The following is a 22,253-nucleotide window of genomic DNA, read 5'->3' as shown; positions in this document are numbered from 1 at the left end:
TGAGCGGTCTGCGCCGAGCAATCGGAATGGCCGGGTCTGATGGAGATGACCAATGAACGCATACGTAGCCGAATTTTCGGCCCGCACTTCTGTACGCCGTGACTCCCGCGTGGAATCCTTCATTCGTTCGACCGTGTTCGACCGCCCGACGCTGGTGATCGACGTCGACCGCGTGGAAGAGCAGTATCACGCGCTGAAAGCCGGTCTGGGTCGCGCGCGCATCCACTATGCCGTCAAAGCCAACCCGCAGCGTGAGATCGTCGAGCGCCTCGTGGACCTCGGCTCCGGCTTCGACGCAGCCTCGCGTGCCGAGATCGAGCTCTGCCTGTCGCTCGGCGCCCGTCCAGAGAACATCTCCTTCGGGAACACCGTCAAGAAGGTGCGCGATATCGAGTTCGCATGGCACGCCGGTGTCACCCTCTTTGCTGCCGATGCGGAAGAAGAGCTTGAGAAGATTGCCGAATATGCGCCGGGTGCAGAGGTCTACATCCGCCTGATCGTCGACGCTTCCGAAGCTGATTGGCCGCTGTCGCGGAAATTCGGCTGCTCCCGCGACAAGGCGGTTGCACTGATGGACATGGCTGTCGAGCTGGGCCTCAAGCCGGTCGGCTTCTCCTTCCACGTCGGGTCGCAGACCAAACGGGCGGAGATGTGGACCACCACGCTGGATCAGGTTGCCGCCGTGTGGGACGCCGCGAAAGAGGCCGGTCACGAACTGACCCTGCTTAACATCGGGGGCGGTTTCCCGGCCTACTACGGTGAAGAGATCCAGCGCCCGACGGCCTATGCCGCCCGCGTCATGGAACTGGTCACCGAGCGGTTCGGCGAAGTCGAGCACGTGATGGCAGAGCCGGGCCGTGGTCTGGTCGCCGAAGCCGGTGCGATTGCGGCCGAAGTGCTGCTGGTGTCGAAGAAATCCGACAACGATCTGCATCGTTGGGTGTACCTCGACATCGGCAAGTTCTCCGGCCTGGCCGAAACCATGGACGAAGCGATCCGGTACCAGTTCCTGACGGAGCGGGATCACGAAGCCTTTGGCCCCTGCATCCTGGCCGGTCCGTCCTGCGACAGTGCCGACGTGCTTTATGAGCAGCGCCCGGTAGAACTGCCGCTTGGCCTGCGCTCGGGCGACCGATTCATCATCCGTAACTGCGGGGCCTATACCTCGACCTATGCGTCGGTCGGGTTCAACGGCTTCCCGCCGCTGGATGTCGTGGTCATCTGATCACCGCTTGAGCCCCGCCGGGGGAGGCGGGGATCGCGTGAAAGAGGGCGCGGGGTATTAGCCCCGCGCCTTTTTATGTTGCGCGCTGTTCGGGTTGCGGCGCCCGGCGCGTCAGTCTTTTCGATGCGGCGGAGAGCAGGGCGCGGGAATAGAGCAAGTGAAAGCCAAGGAGCACCCGGTAGGGTCCGGGCAATGCGCCGCCCGTCGATTTCGGCCGGACGGCGGAGCCGAAGCATAGCTCCGTCCCCTCCGGGGTGGGGCGGGCCCGAAACCAGGAGGCCGTGGCGCCGGATTTCTCCCGCATCAGCAGCTCGTCCTCGGTACGTTGCCATAACCGCCAGACCGCAAAGTCCGTTCCGGTCCCGTCAAATAGGGCGGCGATTTCGTGATCCCGTGATCCTTGCCCGGCAAGGCCCAAGAGCGCGCGTTCCGTGCGAAACAGGCGTGTGGTGTAGAAGGCGGTGACATAGTCGGAGAGGGTGACGGTGCCGGGGACCATCGCCCGGAAACTGTCGGCAAAGCCGCCGATTTCGGCCTGATAGCTGGCGATCAGGCTGTTGGCGGGGACCGCGATACGTTGAACCATGGGGGCACCTTGAACCGGTTGAGATGCCCGAATGCTAAGTTAGTTGGGCCATGCCGCTTATGCGACATGGCCGCGCGGGGTCAGCCTTCCAGCTTGTCCTGCGTTTTCGTCTCGAAATCGCTGGCGTCATGGCGTTCGCGCAGTTGCTGCGAGGGCTCGCCGCTGGCGGCATTAACCATGCGGCCGCGCTTGACGGCGGGGCGGGCAAAGATCGTCTCGGCCCATCTGATGACGTTCTTGTATTCATGGGCCGACAGGAAGGTCTTGGCCTCGCCATAGGCGCCATCGGTGACCATGCGGCCGTACCAGGGCACGGTCACGATATCGGCGATGGAATACTCGTCCCCGGCGAGGAACTCCTTCTCGGCCAGTTCCTTGTCCAGCACGTCCAGCTGGCGTTTCACCTCCATGGCGAAGCGATTGATCGGGTATTCCATCTTGAAGGGCGCATAGGCGTAGAAATGGCCGAAACCGCCGCCGAGGTAGGGGGCGGAGCCCTGCAGCCAGAAGAGCCAGTTCAGCGCCTCGGTCCGCTTGGCCGGGTCCTTGGGCAGGAAGGCGTCGAACTTTTCGGCCAGGTGCAGCAGGATGTGGCCGGATTCGAAGACCCGGACCGGCTTGTCGCCGGAGTGATCGACCAGCGCGGGGATCTTGGAGTTGGGGTTGGCGGCGACAAAACCGGACCCGAACTGATCGCCCTCCCCGATATTGATCAACCAGGCGTCATATTCGGCGTCGGTGTGACCGGCCTCCAGCAGCTCCTCGAACATGATGGTCACCTTCTGACCATTCGGGGTGGCGAGCGAATAGAGCTGGAAGGGATGCTTGCCGACCGGCAGCTCCTTGTCGTGGGTGGCACCGGAAATGGGGCGGTTGATGCTGGCAAAGCGGCCGCCGCTTTCGCGGTCCCAGGTCCAGACCTCTGGCGGGGTGTAGGTTTCCTCGGACATTGGGGCTCCTTGGTGTTGGATGGGGAATGCTATGGCATACAATCGTCATCCCGGCGGGCATTGCAACGGGTCGCGTGTACAGAAGCCGGATCGGGATTGCGCAGATCCAGGGTCCGCGCCACTCTGCCGACATGACCCAGCCTGATGATGCCGCCGCCCGCCGCGCCGTTCCCCCGGTGATCTGCTACCCGACCGAGACGCTGCCCGCGCCGGACCTGTCGCTATATGCCCGCGCGCGGGAGGGGGCGACGAAGGTCGGCGAATGGAGTGCGGCCCCGCGGGAGGCTGCGCATTTTCGCGTCAAGGCGGGGCAGTTCTTTCGCATCACCTCGATCGAGGGACCGCAGGTCGGGGATCTGAACCTGTGGAATGCGGCCGATCTCTCTGAACGCTTCTACTCCGGCAAGACCCGCGCGCTGCATGGATCGCATCTGAGCACAGGCGACCGGATGTGGAGCAGCTTTCCCAACCTCCGCCCCATGGCGACCATCGTGGCCGATACGCTGGACTGGTACGGGGTGGACGCCTTTGGCGGGCGGGTTCACGATGTGATCGGTACGCGCTGCGACCCGCATACGCACCACCTGCTGAGCGGGGAGGACTATCACCATTGCTGCCATTCCAACCTGACCCGCGCCTATGCCGAGGCGACGGGCGTGCCGGTGGCAGAGGCGGCGGGGCAGGTGCATGACGTGCTGAACGTCTTCATGTGCACGGGGTTCACCCGAGACACCGGCCAGTATTTCATGAAGGCCAGCCCGGTGCGCCCCGGCGACTATCTGGAATTCTTCGCCGAGATCGACCTGCTGGGGGCCTTGTCCGCCTGTCCCGGCGGCGATTGCGGGGCCGAACATTCCTCTGACACCGCGTCCTGCCATCCGCTGCTGATCGAGGCCTTCGACCCGCCCGAGGGCGCGCTGGAGGGGTGGCAGAGCCCGGCGCGCAATGGCTACTCCGGCACACACGGGGTTTGACACATGCTGGTTCGCTGACTGAGGCGTGCCGAGGGATGATGACGCGCCGCAAATTAGGCGCTAGCGTCATTGCAGGTTTCTTGGAGGTCTGGTCATGCGTCGCGGGTTCGGGGTTCGGTTTCTGATTGTCGGGGTGCTCATCCTGTTGATGTTCATCCCCCTTTTCTTCGTGGCGGAGGTTGTGGGCGACCGGAAGCGCCTGTCGCGCAACGTGATCGACGAGATCGGGCGCACCTGGGGCGGGGAACAGACGATTGGCGGCCCACGATTGGAGATTCCGGTGACCGAAGTGGTGATGCGTGACATCGTCCGCGTCCGCACCGATCCGGCAACGGGCCAGCCGATCATCGACCAGGCGACCGGACAGGAGCAGCGCGAGACGATCCGCCGTGAGGTGACGGAGCGGCGCGCGCCGATCCATGTCTATCCCGACATGTTCGATGTTCGGATTACGAGCGAGACGGAGGTCCGGCAACGCGGCATCTTCTCCGCCCCGGTCTACCGCGCGCAGATCGACATCGACTTCGATTTCCCGGCGGAGGCGCTGGCGGCGCTGGACCTCGGGTCGCAGGTGGCCCATTGGGAGGATGCACAGCTTTCGCTCTTCATCAGCAACTCCAACGGGTTGCGGCGTGAGGCGACGCTGGAGGGGCCGCAGGGCGCCCTGGCGATGGAGCCCTCAGGCGACGCCGACCGGCCCGGCATTGTCGCCTTTCCCGGCGATCCGCGCGCGGGCGGCTCTTATAGGCTGACCCTTGGGCTGAACGGGGCTGCGTCGCTCATGCTCTCCCCCGTCGGGCGCAACAGCCGCGTCACGATGAGTTCCGACTGGCCGCATCCGAGTTTCACCGGCACCTTCCTGCCCGACCGGTCCGAGGTGACCGAGACGGGCTTCAGCGCCGAGTGGTCGATCCCGCATCTCGCCCGGTCGCTGCAACAGATCAGCCGAACGGATCTGGAACCCTATGGCCTGAGCCAGATGAGCTTCGGGGTATCGCTGATCGAACCGAACGACTTTTATCAAAAGGCCTATCGCGCGGCGCGTTACGGCATCCTCTATATCGCGCTGACCTTCCTGACCGTGCTGCTGGTGGACCGACACCGCGAGACGCCGGTGCACCCGGTGCAGTATTTTCTGATCGGCCTGGCGCAGGCGACTTTCGTGCTGCTGATGGTGTCCTATGCGGAACAGATCGGGTTTGCGCTGGCTTACCTCGTTTCGGCGGGGGCGGTGACGGTGCTGTTGACGCTGTTTGGCTGGCTGGGTCTGTCGCTCGGGCGGCGGAGCCTGGTGCTGGGGGCGACGCTGGTGCTGGTCTATGCGGTGCTCTACCTGATTCTGCAGAGCGAGGATTACGCGCTGTTGGCCGGGTCGACGCTGGCCTTCCTGGCGATTGCCGCGACCATGTTCGCGACCCGGAACGAGGAATGGTACGGGCCGGAGGGCAAGGGGCTGTTCGGCCGGAAGGAAAAGGCCGTGGCGGCGACACCGCCGGAGGTTAAGGAGTCATCGCCGGGTTGACCCCTTCACTTCTTCACGTGAACCAATCCCCTCCCTGTCCATCCCCCTGAGAGGAGGAGGGGATTCCGTTCCGCCTGGCGGCGGCGTCAGGCGAAGGCCGCTTCCAGTGCGATCTCGACCATGTCGCCAAAGCTCTTTTCCCGGTCTTCGGAGGGCAGGGCTTCGTGTGTCTTGAGGTGGTCGGAGACGGTCAGCACCGCCAAGGCACGACAGCCGAAGCGGGCGGCGACGGTGTAAAGTTCCGCCGCTTCCATTTCCACCGCGAGGATGCCGTGCCGCTCCATCGCCTCGTCGAGGTCGGGGCGTTCGGCATAGAAGACATCCGCCGAATAGATGCCGCCGGTATGGGTGGTCACGCCCCGGGCTTGTGCGGCGGACCAGGCGGCGTGGAGCAGATCGAAATTCGCCGTCGGGGCAAAGCTGACCTCCTTGAAGAAACCGAGCGAGGGGGTGGAGATCGAGCTGGCGGACATGGCCAGGATCACGTCACGGATGCCCACATGCTCCTGCATCGCACCGCAGGAGCCGATGCGGATCAGTGTCTTGGCCCCGTAATCCCGGATCAGTTCGTTGGCGTAGATCGACAGCGACGGCATGCCCATGCCGGACCCCTGGATGGTCACCCGGTTGCCCCGCCAGGTGCCGGTGAAGCCCAGCATCCCGCGCACCTCGTTGACCAGTTCGGCGCCCTCCAGAAAGGTTTCCGCCGCCCATTTCGCGCGGTAGGGGTCCCCGGGCATCAGCACGGTTTCGGCGATCTGGCCCGGTTCGGCCCCGATATGGATGGTCATGGCAAAGCTCCTGTCCGATGTGCGCCGACGATGCCGCGCGCCGAAAGGATTGTCCACGGATGCCGTAGAGGGCGTTCAGGTGCGGGTGCTCAGGTTTGGGCTGCGGCGAACTGCTGCATCAGGGGGCCGAAGTCCTCCATCGCCGGGAAGGCGGGGAAGGAATGGGCCACGGGCAGGGAGACCCAGGGCAGCTTCGCCTCGGTCATCGTTTCGATGAAAGGCGTGAACCAGCTGTGATCATCCAGCATGGTGGGGCGCAGGTTGACGAAATCCGCGCCCGAGGGCCGGGTGAACATCCAGGTCATGCATTCGGGGCAGAACATGTGCTCAAGCCCGTCTGACCTCGCGCCACCCAAGACCGGCTCGCCCCGGGTCACCGCAAATCCGGCGGTCGGGATCATGGCGGTCAGGGAAAAGGCCGATCCGCTCATCCTCTGGCAGCCGGTGCAGTGGCAGGCAGCTGTCATGATGGGGGCGGCGGTGACTTGAATCGTCGTGATGCCGCAGCGGCACTGGCCACGCAGCGGCAGGGTGGGGATGGGCATCAGCCTCTCCTGATTTCGAATGTGGCAAGGTCGGGCGCGGGCGCCTCGGTCACGCGGACATCGCGCACAGCCGCCGCACCGGGGCCGGAGTGACAGTCGGTGATCATCGCCTCGACGCGGTCCTTGGCGCCGTGGACCACGGCCGTGACCGATCCGTCGCTTTCATTCTGCACATAGCCCGTCAGGCCAAGGGCCTCGGCCCGCGACCGGGTCCAGGCGCGATAGGCCACGCCCTGAACGCGGCCGGTGATGCGCAGCTCTCGGGTGATGTCGGACATGGTGCCTCCTCCCCTCGATCTAGCACAGGCCGTGAGAGCTGCCAGCCCGTTGCTTCACCTTTCGGCAAATACTCCGGGGGAGGCCGAAGGACGGGGGCAGAGCCCCCCTACACGATCACTCAGCCGCAACGTCCTTGGGATCAGCCAATTCGACCACGTCCATCATGATCCGGTTCAGCTGGAAATCCTTGGGGGTATAGACCCGCGCCACACCCATCCCCAGCAGGCGCTTGGCGTCCTCTTCGGGGATGATCCCGCCGACGATCACGGGAACATGGCCCAGGCCCGCGTCGCGGATCCGGGTCATGACCTCCTCGACCAGCGGCAGGTGCGATCCCGACAGAATCGACAGGCCGACGACATGGGCGTCCTGTTCCTGCGCACGGGTGACGATTTCCTCCGGCGTCAGTCGGATGCCCTCATAGTTGATGTCCATGCCGCAGTCGCGGGCGCGGAAGGCGATCTGTTCGGCACCGTTGGAATGGCCGTCGAGGCCCGGCTTGCCGATGACGAATTTTAACCGTCGGCCCAGCTTGTCCGAGACGGCGTTGACCGCGTCGCGCAGATCGTCCAGCCCCTCGGTCTGGTTCGACACGGAAGCCGAGACGCCGGTCGGGCCGCGATATTCTCCATGCACCGCCCGCATCTGCGCCGCCCATTCGCCTGTGGTCACCCCGGCCTTGGCTGCGGCGATGGAGGCAGGCATGCAGTTCTCGCCTTTCTGCGCGGCCTCGCGTAGCGCCGCGAGGGCGGTTTTCACCGCCTCTTCGTCGCGCTCCGCCCGCCAGGCGTTCAGGCGCGCCACCTGGTCGGCCTCGACCGCCGGGTCGACGGTCATGATGCCGCCATCCTCGCCCATGAGAGGCGAGGGTTCGGCCTCTGTCCAGCGGTTCACGCCGACGACGATGGTGTCGTTGGTTTCGATCCGGTTGACGCGGGCGGCGTTGGATTCGACCAGCCGCGATTTCATGTATTCGATGGACTTCACCGCGCCGCCCATGCTGTCGAGGTTGGCGAGTTCGGCGCGCGCGCCCTCTTTCAGCGCCTCGACCTTGGCATCGACGGCGGGGTTGCCGTCGAAGAGGTCGCCGTATTCCAGCAGGTCGGTCTCATAGGCCATGATCTGCTGCATGCGCAGGGACCACTGCTGGTCCCAGGGGCGCGGCAGGCCGAGCGCCTCGTTCCAGGCGGGCAGCTGAACAGCGCGGGCACGGGCCTTTTTCGAGAGGGTGACCGCCAGCATCTCGATCAGGATGCGGTAGACGTTGTTCTCGGGCTGCTGTTCGGTCAGGCCGAGGGAGTTCACCTGAACGCCATAGCGGAAGCGGCGGAACTTGGCATCCTCGACGCCGTAGCGGGTGGCGCAGATTTCGTCCCAGAGGTCCACGAAGGCGCGCATCTTGCACATCTCGGTGACAAAGCGGATGCCGGCGTTCACGAAGAAGCTGATCCGGCCGACCACGCGGGGGAAGTCCTCCTCCGGGACCCGGGGGCGCAACTCGTCCAGCACGGCGATGCCGGTGGCGAGCGCATAGGCCAGTTCCTGCTCCGGCGTCGCGCCGGCCTCCTGCAGGTGGTAGGAACAGACGTTCATCGGGTTCCACTTGGGCACCTCGCGGTAACAGTATTCGGCCACGTCCGCGATCATCTTGAGGCTGGGCGCGGGCGGGCAGATGTAGGTCCCGCGGCTGAGGTATTCCTTGATCAGATCGTTCTGCACGGTGCCCTGCAGCACCTTGGGATCGGCGCCCTGTTCTTCGGCCACGGCGATGTAGAGCGACAGCAGCCATGGCGCCGTCGCGTTGATCGTCATGGAGGTGTTCATCTCCGCCAGCGGGATCTGGTCGAAGAGCGTGCGCATGTCGCCCAGGTGGCTGATCGGGACGCCGACCTTGCCGACCTCGCCGCGCGCCAGCACATGGTCGCTGTCATAGCCGGTCTGGGTGGGAAGGTCGAAGGCGACCGAAAGGCCGGTCTGTCCCTTTTTCAGGTTGCTTCGGTAGAGCTCGTTCGAAGCCTTGGCCGTGGAATGGCCCGAATAGGTGCGGAAGAGCCAGGGCCGATCCTTGGTCGTGTCCTTCGTCGTCTCGGTCATGTCGGGCCTCGGGATTCGTGAGCGCAATAAAGTTTCGTCAGCTTGTGAGTATCGGAAAGAATGTGGCCATGTCAATTCGCCGCGTTGCGGCAAGACGGGACCCGATTGGCACGATCCGAAGCCATTCTTCATGGAAACTGTGAGTTGGCGGATCTGCGGGGCAATTTCCCTGGCCCGACTCGCGCTGAACAGGGCAAAGTGACGTATTCCTAAGAAAACCGTGCGATTTCGCGCGGTGCCTGCCGATGCGACGCTGTAATGGCTGAGACATAAAATTTCAAATGAACGGCAAATGGCATTGCATTGTTGCGCACTGACCGATATCTCCGGGGCAATCCGCTGCGATTCTGCGTCGCGGCATCACGATCAGACGGAGGTTCCGATGGCACTGGACACCGATACGGGCATCGCCCCCTACGAGGCCCCCGAGAAAGACCTGTACGAAATCGGGGAAATGCCCCCGCTCGGCTATGTTCCGAAGAAGATGTATGCATGGGCGATCCGCCGTGAACGTCACGGCGAACCTGCGACCAGCTTTCAACAGGAAGTGGTCGACACCTGGCAGATCGACAGCCACGAGGTGCTTGTCCTCGTGATGGCGGCCGGCGTGAACTACAACGGCGTCTGGGCCGGCAAGGGTGAACCGATCTCTCCCTTCGACGTGCATGGTCAGGATTATCACATCGCGGGCTCCGATGCCTCGGGCATCGTCTGGGCTGTGGGTGACAAGGTAAAGACCTGGAAGGTCGGCGACGAGGTCGTGATCCACTGCAACCAGGACGACGGCGACGACGAGGAATGCAACGGCGGCGACCCGATGTTCAGCCCGACGCAGCGGATCTGGGGGTACGAGACCGGCGACGGATCCTTCGCCCAGTTCACCCGCGTGCAGGCGCAGCAGCTGATGCCGCGCCCCAAGCACCTGACCTGGGAAGAGGCGGCGTGCTATACGCTGACCCTGGCGACCGCCTATCGGATGCTTTTCGGTCACCACCCGCATGAGCTCAAGCCCGGCCAGAACGTGCTGGTCTGGGGCGCCTCGGGCGGCCTCGGCTCCTATGCGATCCAGCTGGCGGCGACGGCGGGCGCGAATGCGATCGGTGTGATCTCGGACGAGAGCAAGCGTGACTTCGTGCTGGCGCAGGGTGCCAAGGGCGTGATCAACCGAAAGGATTTCAACTGCTGGGGCCAGCTGCCGACGGTGAACTCGCCCGAGTACAATGCGTGGCTGAAAGAGGCGCGCAAGTTCGGCAAGGCAATCTGGGACATCACCGGCAAGGGCGTGTCGGTGGACATGGTCTTCGAACACCCGGGCGAGGCGACGTTCCCGGTGTCTTCGCTGGTGGTGAAGAAGGGCGGGATCGTGGTGATCTGCGCCGGGACCTCCGGGTTCAACTGCACCTTCGACGTCCGCTACATGTGGATGCACCAGAAGCGCCTTCAGGGTTCGCATTTCGCCAACCTGAAACAGGCGGCCTCGGCCAACCGGTTGATGCTGGAACGGCGGCTCGATCCCTGCATGTCGGAGCTCTTCCCCTGGGACGCAATCCCCGAGGCGCATATGAAGATGATGCGGAACGAGCACAAGCCGGGCAACATGGCCGTGCTGGTTCAATCGCCGCGCCCCGGATTGCGGACCGTGGAAGACGTGCTGGAAGCGGGCAAGGCCTGATCTTACGGCCCAGGCTGGAGGGCGCTGCCCTCCAGACCTCCCGAGATATTTCCGGCAAAAAGAAAGTTCGGCCCCTCGCCGTCCGCCCATCCGGCGGTGCTGCGAGGGGCTTTCTCTTTGCGCGGTCATCGGCGTCCCCGCCTGTACCGCACCCACAGCTTTCGTGATTCTGGTTAACAATTTCTTTTTGCCGGAAATATCTCGGCTGCGCGAAACGCTCAGCGTTTCCGCTTTCGCCCGGCGCGAAACCCTTTGGGTTTCTGCTTGGGGGGCGTCCGAGGGACGCGGGGCCGAGCCCCCTTTGTCGTGCCTTCCGCTGGTGCATCCGGCCGAAGCCCTGTAGCGTCCGCGCATGAGTTTGCCAGCTGTCACTTTCTCCCATGATCAGGCCGATGCCTTCGACCGTATCGCCGAGGCGCTGCGTGGTGAAGGCGTCGATCTGGAGAGCGAGGAACTGCGCCCGCCGGGGTCCGGAAAGGGCCAGGTGCTGGCGGTGACTGGCAAGGCGGGGTCGGGCAAGACGCTGCTGCTTTCGGCGATTTCCAAGGCGGCGCAGGAGGCTGGGGTGACCCTGATCTCCGGCGACTATGAGCCGAAGCGGATGAAGGACCGGCGCACGCTGGCGATCCTGGCGCCGACCAACAAGGCGGCCTCCGTCCTGCGGCTGCGCGGCGTGCCCGCGACGACGATCCACCGCATTCTCTATACGCCGGTCTATGACCCCGAGTACGAGCGCATCGCCGAATGGCTGGCGGGCGAGGGCGAGCGGCCGGTGATCGAGGGGCTGACCGATGTGGCGCTGGACCGAGCGCTGGCGTCCTACGAGGTCAACAAATCCGTACCGGCGGCGCTGGCGGCTGCGGGGCTGCGGGGCTCGGATTTCATCACCGGGTGGAAGCGGCGCGACGATCCGCTGGACATGGGGTTAATCGACGAGGCCTCCATGCTGGATGACAAGCAGTTCGATGATCTGCGGGAGATCTTTCCGACGCTGCTGCTGTTTGGCGATCCGGCGCAGCTGGCGCCCGTGGGGCAATCGGGACGGATGGTGTTCGACCGCGTCGGTGCGCCGAATGTGATGCATCTGGACCGGGTGCATCGTCAGGATGCGGATAACCCGATCCTCGATCTGGCCCATGCGCTGGCGGACCCGCAGCTGGGGTTCGAGGATTTCGAGCGCATGGTCGAGGAGAAGGCTGGTCAGGACGAACGCGTCGTCTGGGGGCAGCGGGTCGAGGTCGATCTGATGGCGCGCTCGCCGGTTCTGGTCTGGCGCAATGCCACGCGGATCCGGCTGATCAATGCGTTCCGAACCGTGCATGGCGCGCCGGAGGATGCGTTGCTGCCCGGCGAGCCGCTGATCTGCGACGGGATCGAACTGCCGCTGAAGCATCGCAAGAAGCGGCTGGATCTGGAGGCGCGGGGGCTGATCAAGGGGGCGCAGGTGGTCTATCTGGGCCCCGGGTCGAAGCCCGGCTTTTCCAAGCTGCACGTTGTGGGGGCGGAAAGCCCGCAGGTTTCCGCAGCCTCGATCGTGAAGATCGAGAAGCCGGGGGAGGAGGAGCCGTTCATCCCCTATGCGGCGCGGATGGGGGCGACCTTTCTGCATGGGGCGGCGGTGACGATCCATAAGGCGCAGGGGTCGCAATGGCCTGATGTGCAGGTCTTTGCCCCCGATCTCTGGGCGGCGGCGCGGGTCGGGCGGATCGAGGCGGGGCAGCCCCTGTGGAAGCGGCTGGCCTATGTGGCGATCACCCGGGCGGAAACGCGTCTTCTGTGGGTGGTGCGCAACCGGCTGGCGAAACCGACGGGACCGCTTGGCGTGGCGGATCTGATAGCGGCCCCGGTGGCGCCGCTGGAACTGACGGCAGAGGGGGGCGAGGGATGAAGCATCTGTTGGTGACGGGGGCCAGCGCGGGGATCGGGCGTGCCACGGCGGAGTTGTTCCTGAACCGGGGCTGGCGCGTCGGTGTGATGGCGCGGCGGTCGGCGGTGCTGGAGGAGGTCTTTGGCGGCTATGCCAATGCGATGCTCTTGCCGGGGGATGTGACACGCGAGGCGGATGTGGAAGGTGCCTTTGACCGGTTTGTGGCGGAGGCCGGGCGGATCGACGTGCTGTTCAACAATGCCGGGATGTTCGGGCGTGCGGATACGATCGACGGGATCACGCTGGACGAATGGCGGCAGGTGATCGATCTCAACATCACCGGCATGTTCCTCTGTGCCCGGGCGGCTTTCGGCAGGATGAAGGCGCAGGAGCCGCAGGGCGGGCGGATCATCAACAATGGCTCGATCTCGGCGCATGTGCCGCGGGAAGGGTCGATGGCCTATACGACATCGAAACATGCGGTGACGGGCATGACGCGGACGCTGTCGCTGGACGGGCGGCCCTATGACATCGCCTGCGGGCAGATCGACATCGGCAATGCGCGGACCGATCTCTTGCAGGGGATCATTGATCGCGATCCGGAGAACCCGCCGCCGTCGATGGATGTGTCTCATGCGGCGGAGTCGGTGCTGCATATGGCGGAGCTGCCGCTGAATGCGAATGTGCAGTTCATGACGGTGATGGCGACGAAGATGCCCTACATCGGGCGGGGGTAGAGCGTGCCGGATTGCCTTTGCGCAAAGGTCATCCTCGGACGCGATCCGAGGATGACCTGACACGGGCGCAACAGAGCGGTCGGCGATCCTCAGGTCCAGCCCGAGGATGACAGTGGAAAAGGTCGGAATATGCGGGACATTCTGGATCTGGCCGGACGCGTGCTGATCGCGCTGCTTTTCCTGGGCGGGTTCGTGCAGAAAATTGGCGATCCGGGACCGGTGGAGGCGATGATCCGCTCCGTCGGGTTGCCGGGGTGGTTTGTCTGGGTCGTGGCCGCGTTCAACCTGCTGGCGGCCGTTTGTCTGGTGCTGGGGCCACGGGTGCGGGTCTGGGCGGTGCTTCTGGCCGGATATTGCATCCTGACCAGCTGGTTCCACTGGGAACTGCGGGCGGACCCGTGGCAGGTGACGATTGTGGTGAAGAACTGGGCGGTTGCCGGGGGGCTGCTGGTGCTGGCGGCGCACGGGCCGGGGCGGTTCGTGCGGTGGCGGTAGCGATTGCGGCGTAGGATGGGTGCTCGGCACCCATCACCGGGTCAAGGGGGGCCAAGCCCCCATCCTACCGCGTCGGAACCGGCGTTTCCCCGCGATAGTCGTAGAACCCGCGCCCGGTCTTGCGACCCAGCCAGCCGGCCTCGACGTATTTGGTCAGCAACGGGCAGGGGCGGTATTTGGTATCCGCCAACCCGTCGTGCAGCACGTTCATGATGGCGAGGCAGGTGTCCAGCCCGATGAAATCGGCCAGTTCCAGCGGACCCATGGGGTGGTTGGCGCCCAGTTTCATCGCCTCGTCTATGGAGCGGACGTTGCCGACGCCTTCGTAGAGGACATAGACCGCCTCGTTGATCATCGGGACCAGCACGCGGTTGACGATGAAGGCAGGGAAATCCTCGGCCGAGGAGGCGGTCTTGCCCAGCTTGTCGACGACGGCATGGCAGGCCTTGTAGGTTTCGTCATCCGTGGCGATGCCGCGGATCAGTTCGACCAGTTGCATCACGGGCACAGGGTTCATGAAGTGGAAGCCCATGAACTTCTCGGGCCGGTCCGTGCGCGAGGCCAGGCGGGTGATGGAGATGGAGGAAGTGTTGGAGGTCAGGATCGTCTCGGGCTTCAGCGCCGGGACCAGCTCCTTGAAAATGGCGTCCTTGACCGTCTCGCGTTCCGTCGCGGCCTCGATCACCAGGTCCATCTGGCCCAGGTCGGTCAGGGTGAGGGTGGATTTGATGCGGGACTGGGCGGCGGTCTTGTCCTCTTCGGTGATCATGCCGCGGCTGACCTGGCGCCCGAGATTGCGGTCGATCTGCGTCAGCGCGCCATCCAGAGCCTCCTGCTTGATGTCGGTCAGCAGCACGTCATACCCGGCGAGCGCACAGACATGTGCGATGCCATTGCCCATCTGACCCGCGCCGATCACGCCAACTGATCTGATCTCCATCCCGGTCTCCCTTGTTCGTCCCGGTCACAGTGACCAATGCCGCCGCTGGCCGCAAGTGCTGACGATTTGCGGTGAATGTCGGATTTAGGAGGTTGGAAAGATTTTGAAGGCACACCGGTCGCGGGTGACAAGAAGGTGGGTGACATGACCTATGACCGAGTGGGCCGTTCGGGCCTCGATTACATACCTTGCCGATATGGTGCCTCGCGGACCCTGTTTCGGGGGCCGAGGGCGGATCTGAACGGGCCGCATGTGCTGTTCCTGGGGGGCACCACGACCTATGGGAAATTCATTCCGCGCCCGTTCCCCTCGCAGATCGAGGCGCGGACGCATCTCTCCTGTGTGAACCTCGGCGCGGTGAATGCGGGGCCGGACCTGTTTCTGAATGACCCGATCGTGATGGAGATGGCGCAGCGGGCCTCGGCGACGGTGGTGCAGATCACCGGAGCGCCGAACCTTACCAATCGCTATTACTCGGTGCACCCGCGCCGCAATGACCGGTTTCTGCAGGCGTCGGCACTGCTGCGGACCATTTATCGCGACGTGGACTTCACGGCCTTCCACTTCACGCGGCATCTGTTGCAGCACCTGATGGACCTGTCGCCGGACCGGTTCCGTATTCTTCTGGTGGAGCTGAAAGAGGCCTGGGTGGCCAGGATGATCCGCCTGATCGAGGAGGTCGGGAGCCCGGTTGTGTTGTTGTGGATGGCGGATCATGCGCTGGCAGATGCACCGGGGGCAGACGGGCAGCTTTGGGGCCGCGGAGATCCGCTGTTCGTCGATCGGGGCATGGTGGACCAGCTGCGTGATCGGGTGACGGATGTGGTGGAGGTCGTCGCGCGGGACAGCGAACGGGCCGCAGGAACGGAGGGGATGGTATTCTCCCAGATGGAATACGCGGCGGCGCAGAGCCAGCTGGGGGTCGGCCTTCATCACACCGCGGCGGAGGCGCTGGCGCCGGTGCTTTGTGAGATCGTGCCCAAGGACACGCCGGTATTCCTGAATTGAACGGGCTTGGGACGGCATATTGAAAAAGGCCCGCCAATGGCGGGCCTTTCGGATGTCGTAGGATGGGTGCTCTGCACCCATCTCAAAATTTACAGCTTCTCGCTCAGCGCCGGGACCGCTTCGAAGAGGTCCGCCACAAGGCCGTAGTCCGCGACCTGGAAGATCGGGGCCTCTTCGTCCTTGTTGATCGCGACGATGACCTTGCTGTCCTTCATGCCCGCAAGGTGCTGGATCGCGCCGGAGATGCCGACGGCGATGTAGAGCTCGGGCGCGACGACCTTGCCGGTCTGGCCAACCTGCCAGTCGTTCGGGGCATAGCCACTGTCGACCGCGGCACGCGACGCGCCGACGGCGGCGCCCAGCTTGTCGGCCAGGCCCTCGATGATCGCGAAGTCGTCCTTGGAGCCGACACCGCGGCCGCCGGAGACAACCACCTTGGCGGAGGTCAGTTCCGGACGGTCGGAGGCCGCCATTGCGTCCTCGACCCACTCGCTGAGGCCCGGATCCTCGGCCGTGGCCGCATCCGCAACGGAGGCGGAGCCGCCGTCACCGGCCGCGTCGAAGGTGGAGGTCCGGAAGGTGATAACCTTCTTTTCATCTTTCGACTTTACGGTCTGGATGGCGTTCCCGGCGTAGATCGGGCGCTCGAAGGTGTCGGCGTCGACCACACCGGTCACGTCGGTCAGGATCATGCTGTCCAGCAGGGCAGCAACACGCGGCATGATGTTCTTCGCATCGGTCGTGGCGGGGGCCACGATATGCGAATAATCACCGGCCAGCGACACGATCAGGGCCGACACCGGCTCGGCCAGGCGGTGGCCATAGAGCGCGTCCTCGGCGACCAGCACCTTGGCAACACCGTCAATCTTGGCGGCGGCTTCGCCCGCGGCCTTGGCAGAGGCGCCAACGGCCAGGACAGTCACATCGCCCAGGGACTTTGCGGCGGAGACGGCCTTGGCGGTGGCGTCCAGCGCCAGTTCGCCGTCATTGACTTCGGCAAGCAGAAGAACGGCCATTACACGATCCCCTTCTCTTTGAGTTTTGCCACGAGGGTGTCCACGTCGGGCACCATCTCACCGGCCTTGCGCGCCTCGGGCTCGGAGGTCTTCACGATCTCCAGCCGGGGCGAGACGTCGACGCCGTAGTCGTCGGCGGTCTTTTCGTCCAGCGGCTTCTTCTTCGCCTTCATGATGTTGGGCAGCGAGGCATAGCGCGGCTCGTTCAGGCGCAGGTCGGCGGTGACGATGGCGGGCATCTTGACCTTGATGGTCTGCAGGCCGCCGTCGACTTCACGCTTCACCACGGCGCTGTCGCCGTCGATGTCCAGTTCGTTGGCAAAGGTCGCCTGGGACCAGCCCAGGAGGGCCGCCAGCATCTGGCCGGTCGCGTTCATGTCGTTGTCGATCGCCTGTTTGCCCGCGATGACGAGGCCCGGGGCCTCCTCGTCGATGACACCCTTGAGGATCTTGGCAACGGCCAGCGGTTCGATGTCGGTGTGCACGTCATCGGCGGCAACGACCAGGATCGCGCGGTCTGCGCCCATGGCGAGCGCGGTCCGCAGGGTTTCCTGCGCCTGTTTCACACCGATGGAGACGACGACCACCTCTTCGGCCTTCCCGGCCTCCTTCAGGCGGATGGCCTCTTCGACGGCAATCTCGTCGAAGGGGTTCATCGACATTTTGACATTGGCAAGATCGACACCCGATCCGTCCGCCTTTACGCGGACCTTCACGTTGTAGTCGATCACGCGTTTGACAGGCACAAGCACCTTCATCAGCGGTCACTCCCTATTGCATTTCGATCAGGAATGGCGGATTCGCCAGCCCGGTTCAGGCGCGTTGATATAATCTTGCGGGAGCGTCGGACAGATCAAAATCACGTATCAGCCGCGACGTCTCGTCGCGAAATTCCGCTTGGCGGCTGGTTTTTCTGCATGACGGAATAATGTAGCGCTATCGGAAACACGGCTATGATGCCAGAGAATCACCACCAGGCGGAGCAGCCGTGAAATTCATTCTGATCCTGACGGCCCTCCTGGGCCTCGCAAGCCCGGCCATCGCGCAACAGGCGGCGGATGCCATTCCGCCGGAAATGACGACCGACCTGTCGGCCCCGGTCACCGATCCCGGACTGCGGGCGGCGCAGCTGTTGAAATCGGCGGGACGGCCCATGCAGTCGAACCGCTGGATGATCGCGGCGGCGCATCCGATGGCCGTCCAGGCGGGGGCAGACGTGCTGCGCGAGGGGGGCACGGCGGCGGATGCCATGGTGGCGGCGCAGGCGATGCTGGGGCTGGTGGAACCGCAGAGTTCAGGCCTCGGGGGTGGCGGGTTCCTGGTTTATTACGACGCGGAGTTGGGGGAGGTCTTCACCCTCGACGGTCGCGAAACCGCGCCGCTGGACGCGACGCCGACCCTGTTCCAGGCCGAGGGCAAGCCCATGGGCTTCTTCGAAGCGGTCGTGGGGGGATTGTCGGTCGGTGTCCCAGGCACCCCCGCGCTGATGGAAGCGACGCATCAAAGGTGGGGCAGCAAGCCCTGGTCACGTCTCTTTACCCCCGCGATCCGCGCGGCTCAGGACGGGTTCGAGGTTTCGGCCCGGCTGGCAGCGATGGTGGCCTACGATCAGGAGCGACTGGCGTCGCATCCGGTGACCGCCGCGTACTTCCTGCCCGAGGGCGTGCCGCTGCGGGCAGGCGACCTGCGCACCAACCCGGCCTATGCGACGAGCCTTGAAGCGCTGGCGGAAAACGGGTCGGCGGTGTTCTACGACGGCTCCATGGCCAGTGCCATCGTACATGCGGTGCAGACGGCGGTGCAGCCCGGCAAGCTGAGCGACTGGGACATGCGCAATTACACCGTCAAGGAACGCGATCCGGTCTGTTCGCCTTTCCTCGCCTATAATGTCTGCGGCATGGGCCCGCCGTCGTCCGGCGCCGTGGCGGTCGGCCAGATCCTTGGGCTGACTGAAGGCTTCTATCGCGATGCGGGGCGCCCCTTGCCGGGGATCGCGGCCCCGCGCGACGAGGTGGCGGATTTCCTGACGCTCTGGGGCAATGTCGGGCGCATGGCTTTTGCCGACCGGGGCCGCTATCTGGCGGACAGCGATTACGTGCCGGTGCCGGTCAAGGGTCTGCTGGACCCGTCCTATCTGACGGACCGTGCCAAGCTGTCCTCCGACATGTCGGCCATGGGCGAGGTCCTGCCGGGCGAGCCGGAGTTCGACCACGCCCTGATGCAGGCGGATCATTTCGGCCGCGCGCTGCCCTCGACCACACATATGTCGATCGTCGATCAATACGGCAACGCATTGTCGATGACCTCCAGCGTCGAAAACGCCTTTGGTTCGCGGGTCATGGTGGGTGGCTTCCTGCTGAACAACCAGTTGACCGATTTTTCCTTCCGCTCGCATGACGGCGGGATGCCAATTGCCAACAGGGTGGAGCCCGGCAAGCGGCCCCGGTCCTCCATGTCACCGACGATCGTCCTGCAGGAGGGACGCCCGGTCCTGGTGGTCGGCTCGCCCGGCGGGTCGCGGATCATCGGCTATGTGGCGGAATACGTCCGTCGGGTACTGGGCGAAGGGCAGGAGGTTCAGGCCGCCGCCGGGATGCCGCATCTGGTCAATAGGTTCGGCATCTACGAGATCGAGACGGCCAATGGGGCGGACGGTCTGGCCGCTGATATGGAGGCCCGGGGTTTCAAGACGCGAGTCGGGGACATGAATTCCGGTCTGCATGCGGTGATGGTGACGCCCGAGGGTCTGCTGGGCGCGGCCGACCCACGGCGCGAAGGGCTCGCCTACGGGGAGTGATCCGGTCCTTCCGTTGTCATCCTCTGGCTTGACCGGAGGATCTGGTGCTCGAGAGCGCGTAGGGCAGGGGATCATTGGGTCCAGCCCGAGGATGACCGCGTTCCGGCCTCGCCTTCGCGGCCGTCTAGGAAAATCCGCACGCGCGTCGCTTTCCGGCCTGAAAATGTCGGCTGGACCGCGCGCTGCCTGTGCGTCCTGCTAAACCGGGGGAGGACCGCAGCGGAGTGACCCCCATGAAGACCCATGTCAAAGCCCTTGTTGTCGGTGGCGGCGCCGTCGGCACCTCCATCGCCTATCACCTGGCCAGGGGAGGCTGGGATGACGTCATGCTGCTTGAGAGGGACGAGTTGACCTCCGGCTCCACCTGGCATGCTGCGGGCCTGCTGCCGCTCTTCAACATGAGCTATGCGACGACCCATATCCACAAGTACTCCGTTGATTTCTACAAGACGCTGGAGGAGGAGACCGGGCTGAACGCGGGCTTCTCCATCGTTGGCAACCTGCGGATGGCGCAGACCGATGCGCGGATGGATGAATACATGCTCTACGCCTCCACGGCGGAGACGGCGGGCGTGCCCTATGAATGGATGACCCCCGCGCAGATCAAGGACCGCTGGCCGCTGGTGCGGACGGAGGACCTGAAGGGTGCGATCTTCCACCCGACCGATGGCTACATCAACCCGGCTGACGTGACGATGGCCATGGCCAAGGGCGCCCGTCAGCGCGGCGTGATGATCGAGCGGAAGTGGCAGGTGGATGGATACCACTGGACCGGGTCCGAGTGGCAGGTCACGGTGACGAAAATGGTCGAGAAGGGCGGCAACCTCGTGCCCTCCGACGAGACCACGGTGATCACCGCCGAACATGTCGTCACCGCGACCGGGAACCACGCACAGCGCACCGCGCGACTTCTGGGCATCAAGACGCCCGCCATTCCGGTCGAACATCAGTTCATCGTGACCGAACCCGACCCGGCGCTGGTCGAGTACCGCAAGCAGGGCGGGGCGGAGCACCCGGTTCTGCGCGACGCCGATGCCAAATGGTACGTCCGTGAGGAACGCGGCGGCTGGATCCTGGGCCCCTATGAGCGCAACGCGCCTGCGCGGTTTGCCTATGGCGTGCCCGACAGCTTCCGCGCCGACCTCTTCCCGCTGGATCTGGAGCGGATCGAGGAGGAATATATGTCGATGATTCATCGCATCCCCTCGTCGGAGGAGGTGGGTCTAAAGGACGATTACAACGGTCCGATCTGCTACACGCCCGACGGCAACCCGCTGGTCGGTCCGGCCCCGGGTCTGCGCAACATGTGGCTGGCGGAGGGCTTCTCCTTCGGGATCACCGCGGCGGGCGGTACGGGCTATTACCTGGCCCAACTTATGATCGAGGGTGAGGCGGAGATCGACATGGCCTCGCTCGACCCCAAGCGTTACGGGTCCTGGATGACGACGGACTATGCGGTGGCCAAGAACGAAGAGGCCTACGAGCATGTCTACATCCTGCACCACCCGGATGAGGAACGCGAGGCCGCGCGGCCGCTGCGCACCTCCCCGGCCTACGACCGGCAGAAGGCGGCGGGCGCGCAGTTCGGTCAGGTGAACGGCTGGGAGCGCCCGAACTACTACGCGCCCGAAGGGTTTGACGACCACGCAGCGCGATCGTTCCGCCGTGGCGGCTGGTGGTCGCACGTGGTCGAAGAAGCCAAGGCGATCCGCGAAGGCGTCGGGTTGATCGACGCCACCGCCTTTACCAAGCACCTGGTGAAAGGTCCCGGCGCGACGGCCTTCCTCGACTGGTTCACCTGCAACAAGCTGCCGAAGGTGGGCCGGATCAACCTGACCTATGCGCTGACCACCGCCGGGACGACCCGGACGGAATACACCATCGTGCGGCTGGCCGAGGATGAATATTACCTCGTCTCCGCCGGCGCCTGGACGGCCTATGACAGCGATTTCCTGCAGAAGGCGATTGAGGACAAGATCCCCGAGTTCGGCTGGATCTCCTGCCATGACGTGACGACGCAATGGGGCGTCTTTGCCATCGCCGGGCCAAAGTCGCGAGATGTGCTGAACGAAATCGTGCGCGATGCGGAGCCGGAGACGGTCCTGTCAAACAAGCGTTTCCCCTGGCTCACGATGCGCGAGATCGAGTTGGGCATGTGCCCGGTCCGTGCGATCCGCGTTGCCTATACCGGCGAGCTGGGCTGGGAATTGCACCATCCGATCGAGATGCAGAACTATCTCTGGGATCAGCTGGTGGCGGCGGGCGAAAAACACGGAATGAAGCTGGTCGGCGCGCGCGCCCAGAACTGGCTGCGTCAGGAGAAGAGCTACCGCGCCTTCGGCACCGAACTGGGCCGCGACGCGACCCCGGCCGAGGCCGACCTGCCGCGCTTCATCGACCTCGCCAAAGAGTTCCACGGCAAGGCGGCGATGGAGGCCACCGGCATCCGTGCGAAATGCGTCACCCTGCTGATCGACGGGCCGGAGGATGCCGATCCCTGGGGCCGCGAGGCATTGTATGACGGGGATACCAAGGTGGGGCGTCTGACTTCGGGCGGCTATTCCGTGGCCTTCGGCAAGTCGATCGGGATGGGCTATGTCTCGCCCGATCTGGCGGTGCCGGGGACGAAACTGAAGGTGAAGATGTTCGACCAGCTTTGGGATTGCGAGATCACTGAAGACAGCCCTTACGATCCAAAGAACGAGGTCATCCGAAAGGACGGCTGAGCGGGCAGGGGGGCTTTGCTCCCCGCGCA

19 protein-coding genes are annotated in these 22,253 nt (G+C 64.7%); 10 read left to right on the top strand and 9 right to left on the bottom strand.

What is annotated here, in order from left to right; genetic code table 11:
- Positions 1-52: 52 nt before the first annotated feature.
- Entirely contained in the window at positions 53-1,225 is a 1,173-nt protein-coding gene (locus tag ACFC2Y_RS10550) for a type III PLP-dependent enzyme (protein WP_375174525.1), read from the top strand.
- 73 nt (positions 1,226-1,298) lie between these two features.
- Here the strand turns inward: ACFC2Y_RS10550 and ACFC2Y_RS10545 are convergent, their stop codons facing one another.
- Positions 1,299-1,811 carry a hypothetical protein gene (locus ACFC2Y_RS10545; RefSeq protein ID WP_375174526.1) on the bottom strand — a complete coding sequence of 171 codons (513 nt, stop codon included), beginning with the start codon at positions 1,809-1,811 and terminating at the stop codon, positions 1,299-1,301.
- An 80-nt stretch (positions 1,812-1,891) separates the two neighbouring features.
- Positions 1,892-2,761: a glutathione-dependent disulfide-bond oxidoreductase gene (yghU, locus tag ACFC2Y_RS10540; RefSeq protein WP_375174527.1), complete on the bottom strand. Its 870-nt coding sequence runs from the start codon at positions 2,759-2,761 to the stop codon at positions 1,892-1,894.
- A 131-nt stretch (positions 2,762-2,892) separates the two neighbouring features.
- Between yghU and ACFC2Y_RS10535 the strand changes: the two genes are divergently transcribed.
- Complete coding sequence (locus ACFC2Y_RS10535; RefSeq protein ID WP_375174528.1) at positions 2,893-3,735, top strand: urea carboxylase-associated family protein; 843 nt, start codon at positions 2,893-2,895, stop codon at positions 3,733-3,735.
- A 94-nt stretch (positions 3,736-3,829) separates the two neighbouring features.
- On the top strand, positions 3,830-5,257 hold the full coding sequence (gene creD, locus ACFC2Y_RS10530) for a cell envelope integrity protein CreD (RefSeq protein WP_375174529.1): 1,428 nt from the start codon (positions 3,830-3,832) through the stop codon (positions 5,255-5,257).
- Positions 5,258-5,343: 86 nt separating this feature from the next.
- Here the strand turns inward: creD and deoD are convergent, their stop codons facing one another.
- From deoD to ACFC2Y_RS10510, 4 genes are all read right to left on the bottom strand, one after another.
- Entirely contained in the window at positions 5,344-6,048 is a 705-nt protein-coding gene (deoD, locus tag ACFC2Y_RS10525; protein ID WP_375174530.1) for a purine-nucleoside phosphorylase, read from the bottom strand.
- 89 nt (positions 6,049-6,137) lie between these two features.
- Positions 6,138-6,593, bottom strand: a complete 456-nt coding sequence (locus tag ACFC2Y_RS10520; RefSeq protein ID WP_375174531.1) for a GFA family protein — start codon at positions 6,591-6,593, stop codon at positions 6,138-6,140.
- The gene (locus ACFC2Y_RS10515) at positions 6,593-6,871 is read right to left on the bottom strand and encodes an acylphosphatase (RefSeq protein ID WP_375174532.1); all 279 of its coding nucleotides are present in this window, start codon (positions 6,869-6,871) and stop codon (positions 6,593-6,595) included. The genes ACFC2Y_RS10520 and ACFC2Y_RS10515 overlap by 1 nt, the downstream gene beginning before the upstream one ends.
- 115 nt (positions 6,872-6,986) lie before the next feature.
- Entirely contained in the window at positions 6,987-8,966 is a 1,980-nt protein-coding gene (locus ACFC2Y_RS10510; protein ID WP_375174533.1) for a methylmalonyl-CoA mutase family protein, read from the bottom strand.
- A gap of 382 nt (positions 8,967-9,348) precedes the next feature.
- Between ACFC2Y_RS10510 and ccrA the strand changes: the two genes are divergently transcribed.
- The 4 genes from ccrA to ACFC2Y_RS10490 all read left to right on the top strand — a co-directional run bounded on the left by ccrA (position 9,349) and on the right by ACFC2Y_RS10490 (position 13,737).
- A complete protein-coding gene (ccrA, locus tag ACFC2Y_RS10505; RefSeq protein WP_375174534.1) occupies positions 9,349-10,638 on the top strand; it encodes a crotonyl-CoA carboxylase/reductase in 1,290 nt (429 codons plus the stop codon).
- Between the two features lie 352 nt (positions 10,639-10,990).
- Positions 10,991-12,526, top strand: a complete 1,536-nt coding sequence (locus ACFC2Y_RS10500; RefSeq protein ID WP_375174535.1) for an ATP-dependent RecD-like DNA helicase — start codon at positions 10,991-10,993, stop codon at positions 12,524-12,526.
- Positions 12,523-13,242: an SDR family oxidoreductase gene (locus ACFC2Y_RS10495; RefSeq protein WP_375174536.1), complete on the top strand. Its 720-nt coding sequence runs from the start codon at positions 12,523-12,525 to the stop codon at positions 13,240-13,242. The genes ACFC2Y_RS10500 and ACFC2Y_RS10495 overlap by 4 nt, the downstream gene beginning before the upstream one ends.
- 129 nt (positions 13,243-13,371) lie before the next feature.
- Positions 13,372-13,737, top strand: a complete 366-nt coding sequence (locus ACFC2Y_RS10490; protein WP_375174537.1) for a DoxX family protein — start codon at positions 13,372-13,374, stop codon at positions 13,735-13,737.
- Between the two features lie 64 nt (positions 13,738-13,801).
- Here ACFC2Y_RS10490 and ACFC2Y_RS10485 read toward each other — a convergent pair whose 3' ends face one another.
- A complete protein-coding gene (locus ACFC2Y_RS10485) occupies positions 13,802-14,677 on the bottom strand; it encodes a 3-hydroxybutyryl-CoA dehydrogenase (RefSeq protein WP_375174538.1) in 876 nt (291 codons plus the stop codon).
- Between the two features lie 144 nt (positions 14,678-14,821).
- Between ACFC2Y_RS10485 and ACFC2Y_RS10480 the strand changes: the two genes are divergently transcribed.
- Positions 14,822-15,685, top strand: coding sequence for a DUF6473 family protein (locus ACFC2Y_RS10480; RefSeq protein WP_375174539.1), 864 nt, complete (start codon positions 14,822-14,824; stop codon positions 15,683-15,685).
- A gap of 89 nt (positions 15,686-15,774) precedes the next feature.
- On the opposite strand, the gene ACFC2Y_RS10475 is transcribed toward ACFC2Y_RS10480, so the two are convergent.
- Both ACFC2Y_RS10475 and ACFC2Y_RS10470 read right to left on the bottom strand, forming a co-directional pair.
- Positions 15,775-16,701, bottom strand: coding sequence for an electron transfer flavoprotein subunit alpha/FixB family protein (locus tag ACFC2Y_RS10475; RefSeq protein WP_375174540.1), 927 nt, complete (start codon positions 16,699-16,701; stop codon positions 15,775-15,777).
- Entirely contained in the window at positions 16,701-17,459 is a 759-nt protein-coding gene (locus ACFC2Y_RS10470; protein ID WP_375174541.1) for an electron transfer flavoprotein subunit beta/FixA family protein, read from the bottom strand. The genes ACFC2Y_RS10475 and ACFC2Y_RS10470 overlap by 1 nt, the downstream gene beginning before the upstream one ends.
- 230 nt (positions 17,460-17,689) lie before the next feature.
- On the opposite strand from ACFC2Y_RS10470, the gene ggt reads away from it, so the two are divergent.
- Both ggt and ACFC2Y_RS10460 read left to right on the top strand, forming a co-directional pair.
- Positions 17,690-19,498, top strand: a complete 1,809-nt coding sequence (gene ggt, locus ACFC2Y_RS10465; RefSeq protein ID WP_375174542.1) for a gamma-glutamyltransferase — start codon at positions 17,690-17,692, stop codon at positions 19,496-19,498.
- Between the two features lie 233 nt (positions 19,499-19,731).
- On the top strand, positions 19,732-22,224 hold the full coding sequence (locus ACFC2Y_RS10460; RefSeq protein ID WP_375174543.1) for an FAD-dependent oxidoreductase: 2,493 nt from the start codon (positions 19,732-19,734) through the stop codon (positions 22,222-22,224).
- Positions 22,225-22,253 lie beyond the last annotated feature (29 nt).

The organism is Pseudooceanicola sp. (assembly GCF_041987405.1).
Classification (GTDB): Bacteria; Pseudomonadota; Alphaproteobacteria; order Rhodobacterales; family Rhodobacteraceae; genus Pseudooceanicola.
This window is presented reverse-complemented; position numbering and strand designations above follow the sequence as displayed.

Bases quoted from the DNA above. Each gene is read 5' to 3' on its own strand.
- ACFC2Y_RS10550 (WP_375174525.1), top strand. From the start codon at position 53: ATGAACGCATACGTAGCCGAATTTTCGGCCCGCACTTCTGTACGCCGT.
- ACFC2Y_RS10520 (WP_375174531.1), bottom strand. From the start codon at position 6,593: ATGCCCATCCCCACCCTGCCGCTGCGTGGCCAGTGCCGCTGCGGCATC.
- creD (WP_375174529.1), top strand. From the start codon at position 3,830: ATGCGTCGCGGGTTCGGGGTTCGGTTTCTGATTGTCGGGGTGCTCATC.
- ACFC2Y_RS10535 (WP_375174528.1), top strand. From the start codon at position 2,893: ATGACCCAGCCTGATGATGCCGCCGCCCGCCGCGCCGTTCCCCCGGTG.
- ACFC2Y_RS10490 (WP_375174537.1), top strand. From the start codon at position 13,372: ATGCGGGACATTCTGGATCTGGCCGGACGCGTGCTGATCGCGCTGCTT.
- ACFC2Y_RS10485 (WP_375174538.1), bottom strand. From the start codon at position 14,677: ATGGAGATCAGATCAGTTGGCGTGATCGGCGCGGGTCAGATGGGCAAT.
- ACFC2Y_RS10515 (WP_375174532.1), bottom strand. From the start codon at position 6,871: ATGTCCGACATCACCCGAGAGCTGCGCATCACCGGCCGCGTTCAGGGC.
- ACFC2Y_RS10460 (WP_375174543.1), top strand. From the start codon at position 19,732: ATGAAGACCCATGTCAAAGCCCTTGTTGTCGGTGGCGGCGCCGTCGGC.
- ACFC2Y_RS10470 (WP_375174541.1), bottom strand. From the start codon at position 17,459: ATGAAGGTGCTTGTGCCTGTCAAACGCGTGATCGACTACAACGTGAAG.
- ACFC2Y_RS10475 (WP_375174540.1), bottom strand. From the start codon at position 16,701: ATGGCCGTTCTTCTGCTTGCCGAAGTCAATGACGGCGAACTGGCGCTG.
- deoD (WP_375174530.1), bottom strand. From the start codon at position 6,048: ATGACCATCCATATCGGGGCCGAACCGGGCCAGATCGCCGAAACCGTG.
- yghU (WP_375174527.1), bottom strand. From the start codon at position 2,761: ATGTCCGAGGAAACCTACACCCCGCCAGAGGTCTGGACCTGGGACCGC.
- ccrA (WP_375174534.1), top strand. From the start codon at position 9,349: ATGGCACTGGACACCGATACGGGCATCGCCCCCTACGAGGCCCCCGAG.
- ACFC2Y_RS10500 (WP_375174535.1), top strand. From the start codon at position 10,991: ATGAGTTTGCCAGCTGTCACTTTCTCCCATGATCAGGCCGATGCCTTC.
- ACFC2Y_RS10480 (WP_375174539.1), top strand. From the start codon at position 14,822: ATGACCTATGACCGAGTGGGCCGTTCGGGCCTCGATTACATACCTTGC.
- ACFC2Y_RS10495 (WP_375174536.1), top strand. From the start codon at position 12,523: ATGAAGCATCTGTTGGTGACGGGGGCCAGCGCGGGGATCGGGCGTGCC.
- ACFC2Y_RS10545 (WP_375174526.1), bottom strand. From the start codon at position 1,811: ATGGTTCAACGTATCGCGGTCCCCGCCAACAGCCTGATCGCCAGCTAT.
- ACFC2Y_RS10510 (WP_375174533.1), bottom strand. From the start codon at position 8,966: ATGACCGAGACGACGAAGGACACGACCAAGGATCGGCCCTGGCTCTTC.